This is a genomic window from Alkalihalobacterium alkalinitrilicum (assembly GCF_002019605.1).
GTDB classification, from domain to species: Bacteria; Bacillota; Bacilli; order Bacillales; family Bacillaceae_F; genus Alkalihalobacterium; species Alkalihalobacterium alkalinitrilicum.
Genome location: NZ_KV917368.1, coordinates 3,593,651 through 3,610,204 on the forward strand (window position 1 = coordinate 3,593,651; position 16,554 = coordinate 3,610,204).

The 16,554-nt window shown below is 39.7% G+C and carries 23 protein-coding genes; all 23 read right to left on the reverse strand.

What is annotated here, in order from left to right:
* Nucleotides 1-14: 14 nt before the first annotated feature.
* Nucleotides 15-551: a 50S ribosomal protein L6 gene (rplF, locus tag BK574_RS17425; RefSeq protein WP_075388580.1), complete on the reverse strand. Its 537-nt coding sequence runs from the start codon at nucleotides 549-551 to the stop codon at nucleotides 15-17.
* 31 nt (nucleotides 552-582) lie between these two features.
* Complete coding sequence (rpsH, locus tag BK574_RS17430; RefSeq protein ID WP_075388581.1) at nucleotides 583-981, reverse strand: 30S ribosomal protein S8; 399 nt, start codon at nucleotides 979-981, stop codon at nucleotides 583-585.
* Between the two features lie 28 nt (nucleotides 982-1,009).
* Nucleotides 1,010-1,195: a type Z 30S ribosomal protein S14 gene (locus tag BK574_RS17435; protein WP_075388582.1), complete on the reverse strand. Its 186-nt coding sequence runs from the start codon at nucleotides 1,193-1,195 to the stop codon at nucleotides 1,010-1,012.
* 28 nt (nucleotides 1,196-1,223) lie between these two features.
* Nucleotides 1,224-1,763, reverse strand: coding sequence for a 50S ribosomal protein L5 (rplE, locus tag BK574_RS17440; RefSeq protein WP_075388583.1), 540 nt, complete (start codon nucleotides 1,761-1,763; stop codon nucleotides 1,224-1,226).
* 25 nt (nucleotides 1,764-1,788) lie between these two features.
* On the reverse strand, nucleotides 1,789-2,100 hold the full coding sequence (gene rplX, locus BK574_RS17445) for a 50S ribosomal protein L24 (protein WP_075388584.1): 312 nt from the start codon (nucleotides 2,098-2,100) through the stop codon (nucleotides 1,789-1,791).
* 38 nt (nucleotides 2,101-2,138) lie between these two features.
* On the reverse strand, nucleotides 2,139-2,507 hold the full coding sequence (rplN, locus tag BK574_RS17450) for a 50S ribosomal protein L14 (protein WP_075388585.1): 369 nt from the start codon (nucleotides 2,505-2,507) through the stop codon (nucleotides 2,139-2,141).
* A 35-nt stretch (nucleotides 2,508-2,542) separates the two neighbouring features.
* Nucleotides 2,543-2,803 (reverse strand): 30S ribosomal protein S17, encoded by a 261-nt coding sequence (gene rpsQ / locus BK574_RS17455; protein ID WP_075388586.1) that lies wholly within the window; start codon nucleotides 2,801-2,803, stop codon nucleotides 2,543-2,545.
* 21 nt (nucleotides 2,804-2,824) lie between these two features.
* Entirely contained in the window at nucleotides 2,825-3,028 is a 204-nt protein-coding gene (gene rpmC, locus BK574_RS17460; protein ID WP_075388587.1) for a 50S ribosomal protein L29, read from the reverse strand.
* Complete coding sequence (gene rplP, locus BK574_RS17465; RefSeq protein WP_075388588.1) at nucleotides 3,018-3,452, reverse strand: 50S ribosomal protein L16; 435 nt, start codon at nucleotides 3,450-3,452, stop codon at nucleotides 3,018-3,020. The genes rpmC and rplP overlap by 11 nt, the downstream gene beginning before the upstream one ends.
* Nucleotides 3,453-3,454: 2 nt before the next feature.
* Nucleotides 3,455-4,114 (reverse strand): 30S ribosomal protein S3, encoded by a 660-nt coding sequence (gene rpsC, locus BK574_RS17470; protein ID WP_075388589.1) that lies wholly within the window; start codon nucleotides 4,112-4,114, stop codon nucleotides 3,455-3,457.
* A 2-nt stretch (nucleotides 4,115-4,116) separates the two neighbouring features.
* Entirely contained in the window at nucleotides 4,117-4,461 is a 345-nt protein-coding gene (rplV, locus tag BK574_RS17475) for a 50S ribosomal protein L22 (protein ID WP_075388590.1), read from the reverse strand.
* A gap of 22 nt (nucleotides 4,462-4,483) precedes the next feature.
* Nucleotides 4,484-4,762, reverse strand: a complete 279-nt coding sequence (rpsS, locus tag BK574_RS17480; protein ID WP_075388591.1) for a 30S ribosomal protein S19 — start codon at nucleotides 4,760-4,762, stop codon at nucleotides 4,484-4,486.
* Nucleotides 4,763-4,819: 57 nt separating this feature from the next.
* Complete coding sequence (rplB, locus tag BK574_RS17485) at nucleotides 4,820-5,650, reverse strand: 50S ribosomal protein L2 (protein WP_078429451.1); 831 nt, start codon at nucleotides 5,648-5,650, stop codon at nucleotides 4,820-4,822.
* Nucleotides 5,651-5,676: 26 nt separating this feature from the next.
* Entirely contained in the window at nucleotides 5,677-5,967 is a 291-nt protein-coding gene (gene rplW / locus BK574_RS17490) for a 50S ribosomal protein L23 (RefSeq protein ID WP_075388593.1), read from the reverse strand.
* Entirely contained in the window at nucleotides 5,967-6,590 is a 624-nt protein-coding gene (gene rplD, locus BK574_RS17495) for a 50S ribosomal protein L4 (RefSeq protein ID WP_075388594.1), read from the reverse strand. Before rplD ends, rplW begins: the two co-directional genes overlap by 1 nt.
* A 25-nt stretch (nucleotides 6,591-6,615) precedes the next feature.
* Nucleotides 6,616-7,245, reverse strand: coding sequence for a 50S ribosomal protein L3 (gene rplC, locus BK574_RS17500; RefSeq protein WP_078429452.1), 630 nt, complete (start codon nucleotides 7,243-7,245; stop codon nucleotides 6,616-6,618).
* Between the two features lie 107 nt (nucleotides 7,246-7,352).
* Nucleotides 7,353-7,661: a 30S ribosomal protein S10 gene (rpsJ, locus tag BK574_RS17505; protein WP_026673495.1), complete on the reverse strand. Its 309-nt coding sequence runs from the start codon at nucleotides 7,659-7,661 to the stop codon at nucleotides 7,353-7,355.
* 334 nt (nucleotides 7,662-7,995) lie between these two features.
* Nucleotides 7,996-9,183 (reverse strand): elongation factor Tu, encoded by a 1,188-nt coding sequence (gene tuf / locus BK574_RS17515; RefSeq protein WP_075388597.1) that lies wholly within the window; start codon nucleotides 9,181-9,183, stop codon nucleotides 7,996-7,998.
* A gap of 121 nt (nucleotides 9,184-9,304) precedes the next feature.
* The gene (fusA, locus tag BK574_RS17520; protein ID WP_078429453.1) at nucleotides 9,305-11,383 is read right to left on the reverse strand and encodes an elongation factor G; all 2,079 of its coding nucleotides are present in this window, start codon (nucleotides 11,381-11,383) and stop codon (nucleotides 9,305-9,307) included.
* A gap of 56 nt (nucleotides 11,384-11,439) precedes the next feature.
* A complete protein-coding gene (gene rpsG, locus BK574_RS17525) occupies nucleotides 11,440-11,910 on the reverse strand; it encodes a 30S ribosomal protein S7 (protein ID WP_075388599.1) in 471 nt (156 codons plus the stop codon).
* A gap of 40 nt (nucleotides 11,911-11,950) precedes the next feature.
* Nucleotides 11,951-12,373 carry a 30S ribosomal protein S12 gene (rpsL, locus tag BK574_RS17530; protein ID WP_075388600.1) on the reverse strand — a complete coding sequence of 141 codons (423 nt, stop codon included), beginning with the start codon at nucleotides 12,371-12,373 and terminating at the stop codon, nucleotides 11,951-11,953.
* Nucleotides 12,374-12,486: 113 nt separating this feature from the next.
* Nucleotides 12,487-12,735: a 50S ribosomal protein L7ae-like protein gene (locus BK574_RS17535; RefSeq protein ID WP_078429454.1), complete on the reverse strand. Its 249-nt coding sequence runs from the start codon at nucleotides 12,733-12,735 to the stop codon at nucleotides 12,487-12,489.
* Between the two features lie 87 nt (nucleotides 12,736-12,822).
* Entirely contained in the window at nucleotides 12,823-16,446 is a 3,624-nt protein-coding gene (rpoC, locus tag BK574_RS17540; protein WP_078429455.1) for a DNA-directed RNA polymerase subunit beta', read from the reverse strand.
* Between the last annotated feature and the right edge of the window lie 108 nt (nucleotides 16,447-16,554).

The window sequence follows — 16,554 nt, forward strand, 5'->3', positions numbered from 1 at the left end:
CCGTTAACTATTTATTATTTACCAGTTTTACCTTCTTTACGACGTACATATTCACCTTCATAACGAATTCCTTTTCCTTTATAAGGCTCAGGTAGACGTACAGAACGAATGTTTGCAGCGATAGCACCTACACGCTCTTTATCGATACCTTTAACAAGTACTTTTGTATTAGAAGGAACTTCTATCTCGATACCTTGTTCAGGCTCGATTTCAACTGGATGAGAGTAACCTACATTTAATACTAATTTTGTACCAGACTTAGTCGCACGGTAACCTACCCCAATTAACTCTAGCCCTTTTTCATAACCCTTAGTTACACCTTCAACCATGTTGCTGATGATACTACGTGTTGTTCCGTGTAAAGAACGGTGTTCTTTGTTATCACTTGGACGTTCGATAACAATTTGATTTTCTTCAACTTTTACGACCATTTCTGGATGTACATTACGGCTAAGCTCACCTTTAGGTCCTTTAACCGCAATAACATTATCGTTAAAAGTGACTGTTACACCACTTGGAACTTCAATTGGTTTTTTTCCAATACGTGACATACATTTGCACCTCCAATCTTACCTTTATTGATTACCAAACGTAAGCTAATACTTCTCCGCCTACTTGTTGTTGACGAGCGTCTTTATCCGTCATAATACCTTTAGATGTTGAAACGATAGCAATACCTAAACCACCTAATACACGTGGTACTTCTGTAGCCTTTGCGTATACACGTAGACCAGGCTTACTAATACGTTTTAATCCAGTAATTACTCGCTCGTTATTTGAACCGTATTTTAAGAAGATACGAATTACACCTTGCTTGTTATCTTCGATATATTCAAAGTCACGGATGAAACCTTCACGCTTTAAGATATCAGCGATTTGTTTTTTGATGTTAGAAGCAGGAACTTCTAATTTCTCGTGACGTACTACGTTCGCATTACGGATGCGAGTTAGTAAATCTGCAACAGGATCTGTCATGACCATCTATATTACCTCCTTCCCATTTAAGGGTTTACCAGCTAGCTTTTTTAACGCCAGGAATTTGACCTTTATAAGCAAGTTCTCTAAAGCAAATACGGCATAATTTAAACTTTCTCATTACAGAATGCGGGCGTCCGCAACGTTCGCAGCGAGTATACTCTTGTACTTTATACTTCTGCTGACGCTTCTGTTTTGCGATCATTGATTTCTTCGCCAAAGTTTTCCCTCCTCTTCGGCTTAGCCGATTATTTTTGGAATGGCATGCCCATTTGTGTTAATAACTCACGAGCTTCTTCATCCGTGTTTGCAGTCGTTACAATAACGATATCCATACCACGTACTTTATCTACTTTATCGTAATCAATTTCAGTGAAGATTAATTGTTCTTTCACACCTAATGTATAGTTTCCACGACCATCGAAAGCTTTTTTCGAGATCCCACGGAAGTCACGTACACGTGGTAATGATACTGAAATTAATTTATCTAAGAATTCATACATACGGTCACCGCGAAGTGTAACTTTCGCACCGATTGGCATACCTTCACGTAATTTAAATCCTGCGATTGATTTCTTAGCTTTTGTAATTAACGGCTTTTGACCAGCAATTTGAGTTAACTCTTCAACTGCTTTGTCTAGAGCTTTTGGGTTAGCGACTGCGTCACCTACACCCATGTTAATAACGATTTTCTCAACTTTAGGTACTCCCATTACTGATGGGTAGTTAAATTTCTCAACTAAAGAAGAGACGATCTCACTGTTATACTTCTCTTTTAAACGAGTCATACGATTGACCTCCTTTCAACACTGACTACTTATCTAGTGCTTCGCCAGACTTTTTCGCAATACGTACTTTTTTACCATCTTCTACTTTATAACCAATACGAGTTGGTTCGCCCGTCTTAGGGTCAATAATCATTACATTAGAAACGTGAATTGCAGCCTCTTTGCTTACAATTCCTCCTTGAGGGTTATCTTGAGAAGGTTTCGCATGTTTTTTAACAATGTTAACACCTTCAACAAGAACACGATCTTTCTTAGGGAATGCTTCTAAGATAACGCCTTGTTTACCTTTATCTTTACCAGATATCACTTTTACTGTGTCACCTTTTTTTACGTGCATGTAATCATCGCACCTCCTTATAAAAGGGATGATGTATATTATAGTACTTCTGGAGCTAAAGAAACGATTTTCATAAATTGCTTTTCACGAAGCTCACGTGCAACTGGTCCGAAGATACGAGTTCCACGAGGACTTTTATCATCACGTACAATAACAGCTGCGTTTTCATCAAACTTAATGTAAGACCCGTCTGTACGACGAGCGCCGCTCTTAGAACGAACAATTACCGCCTTAACAACGTCACCTTTCTTGACAACGCCACCTGGTGTTGCTTGTTTGACAGAACAAACGATAATATCACCGACATTAGCCGTCTTACGACCAGATCCACCTAAAACTTTAATACAAAGTACTTCACGAGCACCAGAGTTGTCAGCAACTTTTAAACGGCTCTCTTGTTGAATCATACGATCTTACCTCCCTTCGGGTTTAAAAGAATAAGTTAAATAATAACTGATTCTTCTATTACTTCTACTAAACGGAAGCGTTTGTCTTTAGATAATGGACGAGTTTCCATAATCTTAACAATATCGCCAATTTTAGCTTTGTTTTCTTCATCATGGGCTTTGAACTTTTTAGAGTACTTTACGCGCTTTCCATATAAACGGTCCTTCTTATACGTTTCAACGAGTACACTAATTGTTTTATCCATCTTATCTGAAACTACGCGTCCGATGTACACTTTACGTTGGTTGCGTTCCATTTAAGCAAACCTCCTCTCAAATTAGCCGTTGTTAATCCCAAGTTCTCTTTCACGCAAAACAGTTTTTGCACGAGCGATTGCCTTACGAACTTCACGAATGCGGGTTGGATTATCCAACTGGCCAGTCGCTAATTGAAAGCGAAGGTTGAATAATTCTTCTTTAAGTGACTTCGTTTTAGTTTCAATTTCAGATGTCGTAAGATTACGAAGATCATTAGCTTTCATTTGCGTCACCACCCACTTCTTCGCGTTTTACAAATTTACATTTAACAGGTAACTTATGAGAAGCTAAACGTAACGCTTCACGTGCTACCTCTTCAGATACTCCAGATATTTCAAACATAATTTTCCCTGGTTTAACTACTGCTACCCATCCTTCAGGAGCACCTTTACCAGAACCCATTCGAACCTCTAAAGGTTTAGCTGTGTATGGCTTAGAAGGGAAAATTTTAATCCAAACTTTACCGCCACGTTTCATGTAACGAGTCATTGCAATACGAGCTGCTTCAATTTGACGGTTAGTAATCCATGAAGCCTCTACTGCTTGTAAACCATATTCACCAAAATGAACTTCCGTGCCGCCTTTTGCGCGACCACGCATCTTACCACGGTGTTCACGACGGTATTTAACACGTTTTGGCAATAACATAATTATTTGCCCCCTTCCTCTTTTTTCGTTCCTTTCGTTGGAAGGACTTCACCACGATAAATCCAGATCTTAACGCCTAGTTTACCGTAAGTTGTATCTGCTTCTGCAGTTCCATAATCAATGTCTGCACGAAGAGTGTGAAGTGGAACAGTACCTTCGCTATAGTGTTCTCCACGAGCGATATCTGCGCCGCCTAGACGACCCGATACTTGTGTTTTAATTCCTTTTGCACCCGCACGCATAGTACGTTGTAATGCTTGCTTCATTGCACGACGGAAAGAAATACGATTTTCTAATTGGCGAGCAATGTTTTCTGCTACTAACTTAGCATCTAAATCAGCATTTTTAATTTCAAAAATGTTGATATGAACTCGTTTACCTGTTAGTTCATTTAAAGCTTTACGAAGTGCTTCTACTTCTGAACCACCTTTACCGATCACCATTCCTGGTTTAGCAGTATGAACAGTTACGTTTACACGGTTAGCAGCACGTTCGATTTCGATTTTAGACACAGAAGCGTCCTTTAAACGTTTTTCGATGTACTCACGAATTTTAATATCTTCGTGTAGTAAGTCTGCATAGTCCTTTTCAGCGTACCATCTTGACTCCCAGTCACGAATAACGCCGACACGAAGTCCTATCGGATTGACTTTTTGACCCACGCTTATCCCTCCTTCTTTTCTGAAACAACGATTGTAATGTGGCTTGTGCGTTTGTTAATACGACTTGCACGACCCATAGCACGTGGACGGAAGCGTTTCAGTGTTACGCCCTCATCAACGAATACTTCTTTAATAAATAAGTTATTTGGTTCCATTTCATAATTGTGCTCTGCGTTTGCGATTGCAGAATTTAAAAGCTTTTCTACAATTGGAGAAGCAGCTTTTGGTGTATGGCGTAAGATTGCGATTGCTTCACCGACCTGCTTACCTCGGATTAAGTCCACAACTAGACGAACTTTTCGAGGAGCCACACGCACTTGTTTAGCTACAGCTTTAGCTTGTTGCATTGTCAAGGACCTCCCCTCTTAATTAACGTCTTGTTTTCTTATCATCAGCAGCATGACCTTTGTACGAACGTGTAGGTGCAAACTCACCTAGTTTGTGTCCGACCATGTCTTCTGAAACATATACTGGAACATGCTTACGTCCATCGTAAACTGCAAGTGTGTGCCCGATAAACTCAGGGAATATTGTTGAACGACGAGACCAAGTTTTAATAACCTTCTTCTCATTCTTTTCGTTCATATTTTCGACCTTTTTCATTAAGTGATCATCGACAAAAGGTCCCTTTTTTAAACTACGGCCCATGAATAAACCTCCCTTCGTGATTGACCCACGGTTCTTACGAACCGCAGAACAACCTCGTTATTTTTTGCGACGACGTACAATGTACTTATCAGAAGCTTTATTTTTCTTACGAGTTTTGTAACCAAGTGTTGGTTTACCCCAAGGTGACATTGGTGATTTACGTCCGATAGGAGCGCGTCCTTCACCACCACCGTGTGGGTGATCGTTCGGGTTCATTACAGATCCACGAACAGTAGGACGTTTGCCTAACCAACGTGAACGACCTGCTTTACCGATATTAACTAGCTCGTGTTCATCATTTCCAACAGATCCGATTGTTGCACGACAAGTAGAAAGAATGTAACGAGTTTCACCTGATTTCAAGCGAACTAATACGTAATCTCCTTCTTTACCAAGAAGTTGAGCTTCTGCACCAGCAGAACGTACAAGTTGAGCACCTTTACCAGGTTTTAATTCGATATTATGGATTACCGTACCTACAGGGATATTGATTAATGGTAGAGCATTTCCTACTTTAATATCAGCAGTTGAGCCTGACTCAATTACCATACCTACTTTTAAACCTTTTGGTGCGATAATGTAACGCTTTTCACCATCAGCATAATTAATTAACGCAATATTAGCTGTACGGTTAGGATCATACTCAATCGTAGCAACGCGGCCTGGAATGCCATCTTTGTTACGTTTAAAGTCGATAATACGATACTTACGCTTATGTCCGCCACCTTGATGACGTACAGTTAATTTACCTTGATTGTTACGTCCGCCTTTATTGTGTAAAGGCGCAAGTAATGATTTTTCTGGTTTGTCAGTTGTGATTTCAGAGAAATCAAGTACTGACATACCACGACGACCAGCACTGGTCGGTTTATACTTTTTAATCGCCATCTTGTTTCCCTCCTTCTCTGTTAAACTTATACACCTTCAAAGAATTCTAATTCTTTGCTTTCTGGTGTTAATGTAACAATTGCTTTTTTTCGTTTTGCAGTATAACCTGCGTGACGACCAAAACGTTTGAATTTCCCTTTGTAGTTCATTGTAGCTACTTTTAGCACTTTCACTCCAAAGATTTCTTCAATCGCACTTTTGATTTCAGTTTTGTTCGCGCGAGTGTCTACTTCAAAAGTATATTTTTTCTCAGACATTAAATCAGTTGAACGTTCTGTAATTACGGGGCGCTTAATGATATCACGTGCGTTTGACATTACGCTAGCACCTCCTCTACCTTTTCAACTGCACCTTTAGTAATGATTAGCTTATCGTGCTTAAGTACATCAAGAACATTTACTCCTTCAGCAGAAACAAATGTCACTCCCGGGATGTTACGAGCAGATAAGGCTACTGCATCATTGTAGTCAGCAGTTACAATTAATGCTTTACGATCTACAGATAAACCGGATAAGATCGAAACCATTTCTTTTGTCTTTGGTGCGTTTAATGCTAAATCCTCTAATACAACGATCTCAGCTGCTTTTACTTTACTAGAAAGAGCTGATTTGATTGCTAATCGGCGTACTTTTTTAGGTAATTTATAACCATAATCACGTGGTTGTGGTCCAAATACTACTCCACCACCAACCCACTGAGGTGAACGGATTGACCCTTGACGAGCGCGTCCAGTTCCCTTTTGACGCCATGGCTTTCGACCGCCGCCGCGTACTTCAGAACGTCCTTTTGTCTTGTGAGTACCTTGACGTAAAGATGCTTGTTGCATGACTACAGCGTCATGTAGAACATGCTCATTTGGTTCAATACCAAATACTGCATCAGATAATTCAATGTCTCCAACTTGAGAGCCGGATTGATTAAATAATGCTACTTTAGGCATGATGTATCCTCCTTTCCATTAAACGTTAGTCGTTTTTAACCGCACTTTTAACAGTTACGTAGCTCTTTTTAGCACCTGGTACATTACCTTTTACTAATAGAAGATTACGTTCTGTATCTACTTTAACGATTTCTAAATTTTGAACTGTAATTTGTTCTCCACCCATACGTCCAGGTAGTAATTTACCTTTAAATACACGGTTTGGAGCAACAGGACCCATTGAACCAGGACGACGATGGTAACGAGAACCGTGAGACATAGGTCCACGAGATTGGTTATGACGCTTGATAGCACCTTGGAAACCTTTCCCTTTTGAAGTTCCTGTTACGTCTACAATGTCACCTGCGTTAAATGTATCTGCTTTGACTTCTTGACCAACTTCAAACGTAGCTAAATCTACGTTACGAATTTCTTTCACGAAGCGCTTAGGTGCTGTGTTTGCTTTTTCTGCGTGTCCTTTTTCAGGTTTAATCACACGGTTAGCTTTTTGATCATCAAAACCTAACTGAACAGCTTCATATCCGTCATTTTCTACAGTTTTCTTTTGGAGAACTACGTTCGGAGTAACTTCAATTACAGTTACAGGAATTACATCACCGTTTTCTGCAAACACTTGAGTCATACCGATTTTCTTCCCTAAGATTCCTTTGGTCATTAGTCACACCTCCTGTGTTTTTATATAATTTATTTTTATGCCATTATTTTATAGATGAATTTGTTAATTTTTATTAATGAACTATACAAACTTTACATAAGTTAATATTAAAGTTTGATTTCGATATCAACGCCAGATGGCAGGTCTAATCTCATTAAAGCATCAACAGTTTGTGGTGTTGGATTTACAATATCGATTAAACGCTTATGCGTGCGCATTTCGAATTGCTCACGAGAATCTTTATACTTGTGAACTGCACGAAGGATTGTATATACACTCTTCTCTGTCGGAAGTGGAATTGGACCAGATACATTAGCACCTGAACGTTTCGCTGTATCAACAATCTTTTCAGCAGATTGATCAAGAATTCTATGATCGTAAGCTTTTAAACGAATACGAATTTTTTGTTTTGCCATTTAAGCCCCTCCTTTATCGTCCATTTTAATAAACAGACATACTCCGCGAAAATTTCCTCACACCCTGCCATGGCAATGGGGCCGGGTGTGTCAGCAACCTTTCGCATCATCGCTGTCACAGACCAACATTCAATATTATATAAAATATCAATATGAAATGCAAGTATATTTTTTCTGTTGATCACACTTTTATTATTATAGTGAGGAAATCTATAAATATCAAGTCCAAGTTTATGAATAAATCCTTCCAATTCATATGAATGCTTTCCATTTAATGATAAAGAAGAGGCACCTTTATTAAAAAGGTACCTCCATCACATCATGTTAGATGAAATTATTCTTGGATTGATGCTACAACGCCAGCTCCAACTGTACGTCCACCTTCACGGATTGAGAACTTCGTTCCCTCTTCGATCGCGATTGGTGAAATAAGTTCAACTGTCATTTCGATGTTGTCACCAGGCATAACCATTTCAACACCATCAGGAAGGTTACAAATACCAGTTACATCAGTTGTACGGAAGTAGAACTGTGGACGGTAGTTTGTGAAGAATGGAGTGTGACGTCCACCCTCTTCTTTAGAAAGTACATATACTTCAGCTTTGAACTTTGTGTGTGGAGTGATTGTACCTGGCTTAGCAAGTACTTGACCACGTTGGATGTCATCACGAGATACACCACGAAGAAGTGCACCAATGTTGTCACCAGCTTCAGCATAGTCAAGAAGCTTACGGAACATTTCTACTCCAGTTACTGTAGTTTTGCTAGGCTCTTCAGCAAGACCGATGATTTCAATTTCTTCACCGACTTTAACTTGTCCACGCTCAACACGTCCTGTAGCAACTGTACCACGACCAGTAATTGAGAATACGTCCTCAACTGGCATCATGAATGGTTTTTCGTTATCACGCTCAGGTGTTGGGATATAAGAGTCAACAGCTTCCATTAATTCATGGATTTTTGATTCCCAAGCTTCGTCTCCTTCTAAAGCTTTTAGAGCAGAACCTTGGATAACTGGTACATCATCACCAGGGAAGTCATACTCAGTAAGAAGGTCACGAACTTCCATTTCTACTAGTTCAAGTAACTCTTCGTCATCTACCATATCACATTTGTTTAAGAATACTACGATGTATGGTACACCTACTTGACGAGAAAGAAGGATGTGTTCACGAGTTTGTGGCATTGGGCCATCAGCAGCAGATACTACTAAGATCGCTCCATCCATTTGTGCAGCACCAGTGATCATGTTTTTAACGTAGTCAGCATGCCCTGGGCAGTCAACGTGTGCATAGTGACGGCTATCAGTTTCATACTCAACGTGTGCAGTAGAGATAGTGATACCACGCTCACGCTCTTCTGGCGCTCCATCGATTTGATCATATGCACGAGCCTCTGCTCCACCTTTTTTAGCTAGAACAGTTGTAATTGCAGCTGTTAAAGTTGTTTTACCATGGTCAACGTGTCCGATTGTACCAATGTTAGCATGTGTTTTCGAACGGTCAAATTTAGCTTTTCCCATTTTACTTTTTCCTCCCTTAAATAAACATCAAATATTATGGATAAGAAAGATGAAAAACCAATAGATTATCACCTTTCTTAGCTTACAACAAACTTATTAAAGAAACAATCTTAACTAATATTTATTGGCCAGTTTGTTTCTTAATGATTTCTTCAGCAATGCTCTTAGGTACTTCTTCATAGTGATCAAAGTGCATTGTGTAGTTTCCACGTCCTTGTGTACGTGAACGTAGTGAAGTAGCATATCCGAACATTTCAGCAAGTGGAACCATCGCACGTACTACTTGTGCATTACCACGAGCTTCCATACCTTCAACGCGTCCACGACGAGCAGTAACATCACCCATGATGTCTCCCATATACTCTTCTGGGACTACTACTTCTACTTTCATCATTGGCTCTAAAAGAGCTGGAGCACAATGTGATTTTGCATTTTTAAGCGCCATAGAGCCTGCAATCTTAAATGCCATCTCATTTGAGTCAACATCATGGTATGAACCATCAAAGATTGTAGCTTTTAAGTCTAATAGCGGGTAGCCTGCAAGCATACCGTTTTGTAACGATTCTTGAATTCCATTTTGAACAGCTGGGATATATTCACGAGGAACAACACCACCAACAATTTTGTTTTCAAATTGGAACCCAGCACCTTCTTCAAGTGGTTCAAATTCAATCCAAACGTGTCCGTATTGTCCACGTCCACCAGATTGACGAACAAACTTACCTTCAACTTTAGCCGCTTTACGGATTGTTTCACGGTAAGATACTTGAGGTGCACCAACATTGGCTTCTACTTTGAATTCACGGCGCATACGGTCAACGATGATATCTAGGTGTAACTCACCCATACCTGCGATGATCGTTTGGCCAGTTTCTTCATCTGTATGTGTACGGAATGTCGGATCTTCTTCTGCAAGTTTAGCAAGAGCCATACCCATTTTATCTTGGTCAGCTTTTGACTTCGGCTCAACAGAAAGTGAAATTACTGGCTCTGGGAACTCCATTGACTCAAGAATAACTTGATTTTTTTCATCACATAAAGTATCACCAGTTGTTGTATCTTTAAGACCAACTGCAGCAGCGATATCACCAGAATAAACTGTTGAAATCTCTTCACGACTGTTAGCGTGCATTTGAAGAATACGTCCAACACGTTCACGTTTACCTTTTGTTGAGTTAACAACGTATGAACCTGAATCTAATGTTCCAGAATATACACGGAAGAATGTAAGTTTACCAACGTAAGGATCAGTCATTACTTTAAATGCTAAAGCAGCAAACGGACCTTCATCACTTGATTCACGTGTTGTTTCTTCCTCAGAATCTGGTAAGATACCTTTAATTGCTGGTACATCTACTGGAGATGGTAAGTAATCTAGGACAGCATCTAACATAAGCTGAACACCTTTGTTTTTAAACGCTGTACCACAAATAACTGGGTAGAAATTAACAGAACATGTAGCAGTACGAATTCCTGCTTTTAGTTCTTCAATTGTAATCTCTTCTCCCTCTAAGTATTTCATCATTAACTCTTCGTCTTGTTCAGCAACTGCTTCTACTAACTTTGTACGGTACTCTTCAGCTTGGGCTTTGTATTCTTCAGGAATTTCTCCTATAGTAATATCTGTACCTAAGTCGTTACCGTAGAAGGTAGTTTTCATTTCTACTAGGTCAATGATTGCTTCAAATTGATCTTCAGCACCAATTGGTAATTGAATTGGATGCGCATTTGCACCTAAACGGTCGTGCAATGTTTTTAAAGAATATAAGAAGTCTGCACCAGTCTTGTCCATTTTGTTTACAAAAACGACACGTGGTACACCATAAGTTGTTGCTTGACGCCACACTGTTTCAGTTTGCGGTTCAACACCTGATTGTGCATCTAGTACCGCAACTGCTCCATCTAACACACGTAAAGAACGTTCTACTTCTACAGTGAAGTCTACGTGACCTGGTGTATCAATAATGTTAACTCGGTGACCTTTCCATTGGGCAGTAGTAGCAGCTGACGTGATTGTAATACCACGTTCTTGCTCCTGTGCCATCCAGTCCATTTGAGATGCACCTTCATGAGTTTCACCAATTTTATGAATACGACCAGTGTAGAATAAGATACGTTCTGTTGTAGTAGTTTTACCGGCATCAATGTGGGCCATGATGCCGATATTACGTGTATTCTTTAAGGAGAACTCTCTTGCCATAGTGTATTTCTCCTTTCAATCATTAAATGATTATTAGAATATTTTTTGTGTTGATTTTACCAACGATAGTGAGCAAACGCTTTGTTAGCTTCAGCCATTTTATGCGTATCTTCACGCTTTTTAACTGATGCACCTGTATTGTTAGCTGCATCTAGGATTTCATTAGCCAAACGCTCTTCCATCGTTTTTTCTCCACGAAGACGAGCATAGTTCACTAACCAGCGAAGACCTAAAGTTGTTCTGCGTTCAGGCTTAACTTCAATCGGTACCTGATAGTTAGCACCACCTACACGACGTGCTTTAACTTCTAGTACTGGCATGATGTTTTTAAGTGCTTGATCGAATACTTCCATAGGGTCATTTCCGCTACGCTCTTTTACTAAATCAAATGCATTATAAAGAATGCTTTCAGCTACACCCTTCTTTCCATCAACCATAATACGGTTGATAAGACGAGTTACAAGCTTTGAATTGTAAAGCGGATCTGGTAATACATCTCTTTTTGCTACGGGTCCTTTACGAGGCATTGTTTCCCCTCCTTTCATTATATAAACCATTTATTTTGAATTATTTTTTCGCTTCTTTTGGACGCTTTGTTCCATACTTAGAACGTCCTTGCATACGGTTTTGAACTCCTGCTGTATCAAGAGCACCACGTACGATATGATAACGTACCCCTGGTAAGTCTTTTACACGTCCGCCACGGATTAATACAACACTGTGTTCTTGCAGGTTGTGCCCAATTCCTGGGATGTATGCAGTTACCTCAATACCGTTAGTTAAACGTACACGAGCATATTTACGAAGAGCTGAGTTTGGCTTCTTCGGCGTCATTGTACCTACACGAGTACAAACACCACGTTTTTGCGGTGATGATTGGTTAGTTTGAGCTTTGATAAAGCTGTTATAACCTTTGTTTAATGCAGGTGAGTCAGACTTTTTAATTTTCGCTTGACGTCCCTTACGGATAAGCTGGTTAATTGTAGGCATTATTTTTCCTCCTTTCGTTATAAAATTGTTAAGACCACTGATCCTGGTGGTTCATTTTTAAACAAAGAGAAAGTTTTTGCCAAGTGATCGACATCACCTTGGCAAAAACATTATTACTTTGTTAATGTCACAGTGGCAGCTCCAACATCTATTCCACAAACTTTCCCTAGCTTCTTCATGGAATCTACTGTTGTTATCGGTACGCCTTTTTTCTGAGCTAGTAATTGGACTTTATGGATAACTCTAGCATCAGCGTCATTGGCTATGATGACCTCTATTGCGTTCCCTTGTTCGAGAGCTTTGATCGTTTGTTTAGTACCTATGACAACATTATCTGCCTGTGTCACTTTTTCATAAGACATCTTTTCATCCTCCAAAGTTACAGGTTTCTCAGGCACACTACGATATAATATCACTCTCACTTTACGCTGTCAACTATGATTTGAAATTTATTCTTGCGTAGCAACTTCCTCAATTGGTTCTAGTTGCTCCAATTCTGCTTGTTTATCGTGTTCAGAAATGATTTTTAGGTTACGATAACGTGTCATTCCTGTTCCTGCTGGTACTAGTTTACCAATAATTACATTCTCTTTAAGTCCTAGTAACTCATCTTTTTTACCTTTAATCGCTGCATCTGTAAGAACTCGTGTCGTTTCTTGGAAAGAAGCCGCAGATAAGAAAGATTCTGTTTCAAGAGATGCTTTTGTAATACCTAACAATACAGGACGGCCAGTTGCTGGGCGTTCTCCTTCAAGAAGAACTTTCAAGTTTTCATCATTAAATTGATGGATATCCATAAGTGCACCTGGTAGTACCGTTGTCTCACCGTTATCAACAACTCTAATTTTTCTTAACATTTGACGAACCATTACTTCAACGTGCTTGTCACCGATTTCTACCCCTTGCATACGGTATACTTTTTGTACTTCACGAAGTAAATACTCTTGGACGCCTTTAACGCCTTTTACATGCAAGAGTTCTTTAGGATCAATCGAACCTTCTGTAATACTTCCTCCTGGAACTAATTGGTCACCTTCAATGACCTTAATTCTTGCACCATAAGGTATCGCATAGTTTCTAGTTTCCATCTCACCTTGGACAACAACTTCTCGTTTGTCGGAACTATCATTTACAGAAACAACAGAGCCTTCAATTTCAGAAATAACCGCTTGCCCTTTAGGGTTACGAGCTTCAAATAATTCTTGAATACGCGGAAGACCTTGTGTAATATCGTCTCCTGCTACCCCACCTGTATGGAAGGTACGCATTGTAAGCTGTGTTCCTGGCTCCCCAATCGATTGTGCCGCAATGATACCGACTGCTTCACCAACCTCAACGTCACTACCTGTCGCTAGGTTACGGCCATAACATTTTTTACAAACCCCATGTCGAGTATCACATGTGAAAGCAGAACGAATAGTTACTGTCTCAACGCCTGAATCAACAATCGTTTTTGCAATATCTTCATCAATCAACTCATTTTTAGAAATGAGTACATCGCCTGTTTCTGGATGACGAACTGATTGGTAAGAGAATCGACCTACTAAGCGATCGTATAAGTTTTCAATGACTTCTGTACCTTCTTTAATGGCTTCAACAACTAGACCACGGTCCGTTCCACAATCATCTTCACGAACAATGACATCTTGAGCAACATCAACAAGACGACGAGTTAGGTAACCTGAGTCAGCTGTTTTTAATGCTGTATCTGCTAAACCTTTACGAGCTCCATGTGTAGAGATAAAGTACTCTAATACCGTTAAACCTTCTCGGAAACTGGATTTAATCGGTAACTCGATAATACGTCCAGATGGGTTAGCCATTAATCCACGCATACCCGCTAACTGTGTAAAGTTAGATGCATTACCACGGGCACCAGAGTCACTCATCATAAAGATCGGATTTAGATTATCTAATGATTTCATTAGTTTTTCTTGAATAATATCCTTCGCTTCACTCCAGATTGAGATAACACGATCATAACGCTCTTCTTCCGTAATTAGACCTCTACGGAATTGCTTCACGACACGATCTACTTTTTCTTCAGCTTTAGCTAGGATTTCTTTCTTCTCGGCTAATACAACGATATCAGCTACCCCTACTGTAATACCAGCTTTCGTTGAATACCTAAAACCAAGATCTTTCATACGGTCAAGCATTTTTGATGTTTCTGTAATTTTGAACTGCTTAAATACTTGTGCAATGATATTTCCTAAGAAGCCTTTTTTGAATGGGGCTACAATATCACGCTCCGCAAAAACTTCCTTGACATTCGTTGTCATTGGCGCCATGTATTTTTCAGGTAATGCTACTTCTAAGTTTGTCGCTGTTGGTTCATTCACGTACGGGAATGATTCAGGGAGAATCTCATTAAAGATAATTTTCCCTACAGTCGTTAAGAGCAGCATACTATATTGCTCATCTGTAAAAGTTGTTTTATTTAAAGAAGCGACTGGAATTGCGATACGACTGTGTAAATGTACATAACCATTTTGATATGCAATTAACGCTTCATTAGGGTCTTTAAAGATTGAACCTTCACCTTTAGCCCCAACTCTTTCTAATGTTAAGTAGTAGTTTCCTAATACCATATCCTGTGAAGGAGTAACTACCGGCTTACCATCTTTAGGGTTTAAAATGTTTTGCGCCGCCAACATTAGAATCCTTGCTTCCGCTTGGGCTTCTGCTGATAACGGAACGTGGACCGCCATTTGGTCCCCATCAAAGTCTGCATTATAAGCCGTACAAACGAGTGGGTGAAGCTTAATTGCACGACCTTCAACAAGCGTCGGTTCGAAAGCTTGGATCCCTAATCTATGCAATGTCGGTGCACGGTTCAGTAGAACTGGATGTTCACGAATGACTTCTTCTAGGACATCCCATACTTCTGGTTGAACACGTTCAACCTTACGTTTTGCACTCTTGATATTATGAGCTAAACCTTTACTAACTAGCTCTTTCATGACAAATGGTTTAAATAACTCTAAAGCCATCTCTTTTGGAAGTCCACACTGATACATTTTTAAGTTAGGACCTACTACAATAACCGAACGTCCTGAATAGTCAACACGTTTACCTAATAAGTTTTGACGGAAACGACCTTGCTTCCCTTTTAACATATGAGAAAGTGATTTCAAAGGACGGTTTCCTGGCCCAGTTACTGGACGACCTCTTCGGCCGTTATCGATTAATGCATCAACAGCTTCTTGTAACATACGCTTCTCATTTTGAACAATGATATTTGGAGCACCTAGATCAAGGAGACGCTTCAAACGATTATTACGGTTAATAACACGACGATATAAGTCATTCAAATCCGACGTAGCAAAACGTCCGCCATCTAACTGTACCATTGGTCGTAGTTCAGGGGGAATAACTGGTAGTACGTCAAGGATCATCCAAGATGGATCGTTACCTGAGTGTCTAAATGCTTCTAAAACTTCAAGACGCTTAATCGCTCTCGTCCGACGTTGACCTTGTGCAGTTGCAAGCTCATCTTTAAGTATGTCTACTTCTTTTTCTAGATCAATATCGGCTAACAACTTTTTAATTGCTTCTGCACCCATTTGCGCAGTGAAGGAACGTCCATACTTATCACGATATGTACGATATTCCTTTTCAGAAAGTAGTTGTTTTTTCTCTAAAGGAGTATCTCCTTGGTCTGTTACTACATAGGAAGCAAAATAAATTACCTCTTCTAGAGAACGTGGAGACATGTCGAGGACAAGCCCCATTCGACTAGGGATTCCTTTAAAATACCAAATATGAGATACTGGTGCCGCTAACTCAATATGACCCATTCTCTCACGACGAACTTTCGCTCGAGTGACTTCTACACCACAACGGTCACAAACGACTCCTTTGTAGCGTACTCGCTTATATTTACCACAATGACATTCCCAGTCTTTTGTTGGACCGAAAATTCTTTCACAAAATAGGCCGTCTTTTTCAGGTTTGAGTGTACGATAATTAATTGTTTCTGGCTTTTTCACTTCACCACGTGACCAAGAACGAATTTTATTCGGCGAAGCAAGGCCAATTTTCATAAACTCAAAATTATTCACATCTATCAAGGGGCCAACCTCCCTTTCCATCTTAAGGTTTTTAAGGTTGATAAGGTGAGGATGACTGTAATAATAGCAAAAATGCTATATTATCTTAGTCATCCTCTTAATGCCTCT

Bases quoted from the DNA above. Each gene is read 5' to 3' on its own strand.
- rplF (WP_075388580.1), bottom strand. From the start codon at position 551: ATGTCACGTATTGGAAAAAAACCAATTGAAGTTCCAAGTGGTGTAACA.
- rpsH (WP_075388581.1), bottom strand. From the start codon at position 981: ATGGTCATGACAGATCCTGTTGCAGATTTACTAACTCGCATCCGTAAT.
- rplE (WP_075388583.1), bottom strand. From the start codon at position 1,763: ATGACTCGTTTAAAAGAGAAGTATAACAGTGAGATCGTCTCTTCTTTA.
- rplX (WP_075388584.1), bottom strand. From the start codon at position 2,100: ATGCACGTAAAAAAAGGTGACACAGTAAAAGTGATATCTGGTAAAGAT.
- rplN (WP_075388585.1), bottom strand. From the start codon at position 2,507: ATGATTCAACAAGAGAGCCGTTTAAAAGTTGCTGACAACTCTGGTGCT.
- rpsQ (WP_075388586.1), bottom strand. From the start codon at position 2,803: ATGGAACGCAACCAACGTAAAGTGTACATCGGACGCGTAGTTTCAGAT.
- rpmC (WP_075388587.1), bottom strand. From the start codon at position 3,028: ATGAAAGCTAATGATCTTCGTAATCTTACGACATCTGAAATTGAAACT.
- rplP (WP_075388588.1), bottom strand. From the start codon at position 3,452: ATGTTATTGCCAAAACGTGTTAAATACCGTCGTGAACACCGTGGTAAG.
- rplV (WP_075388590.1), bottom strand. From the start codon at position 4,461: ATGCAACAAGCTAAAGCTGTAGCTAAACAAGTGCGTGTGGCTCCTCGA.
- rpsS (WP_075388591.1), bottom strand. From the start codon at position 4,762: ATGGGCCGTAGTTTAAAAAAGGGACCTTTTGTCGATGATCACTTAATG.
- rplB (WP_078429451.1), bottom strand. From the start codon at position 5,650: ATGGCGATTAAAAAGTATAAACCGACCAGTGCTGGTCGTCGTGGTATG.
- rplW (WP_075388593.1), bottom strand. From the start codon at position 5,967: ATGTCAAACGCACGTGATATCATTAAGCGCCCCGTAATTACAGAACGT.
- rplD (WP_075388594.1), bottom strand. From the start codon at position 6,590: ATGCCTAAAGTAGCATTATTTAATCAATCCGGCTCTCAAGTTGGAGAC.
- rplC (WP_078429452.1), bottom strand. From the start codon at position 7,245: ATGACCAAAGGAATCTTAGGGAAGAAAATCGGTATGACTCAAGTGTTT.
- rpsJ (WP_026673495.1), bottom strand. From the start codon at position 7,661: ATGGCAAAACAAAAAATTCGTATTCGTTTAAAAGCTTACGATCATAGA.
- tuf (WP_075388597.1), bottom strand. From the start codon at position 9,183: ATGGGAAAAGCTAAATTTGACCGTTCGAAAACACATGCTAACATTGGT.
- fusA (WP_078429453.1), bottom strand. From the start codon at position 11,383: ATGGCAAGAGAGTTCTCCTTAAAGAATACACGTAATATCGGCATCATG.
- rpsG (WP_075388599.1), bottom strand. From the start codon at position 11,910: ATGCCTCGTAAAGGACCCGTAGCAAAAAGAGATGTATTACCAGATCCG.
- rpsL (WP_075388600.1), bottom strand. From the start codon at position 12,373: ATGCCTACAATTAACCAGCTTATCCGTAAGGGACGTCAAGCGAAAATT.
- BK574_RS17535 (WP_078429454.1), bottom strand. From the start codon at position 12,735: ATGTCTTATGAAAAAGTGACACAGGCAGATAATGTTGTCATAGGTACT.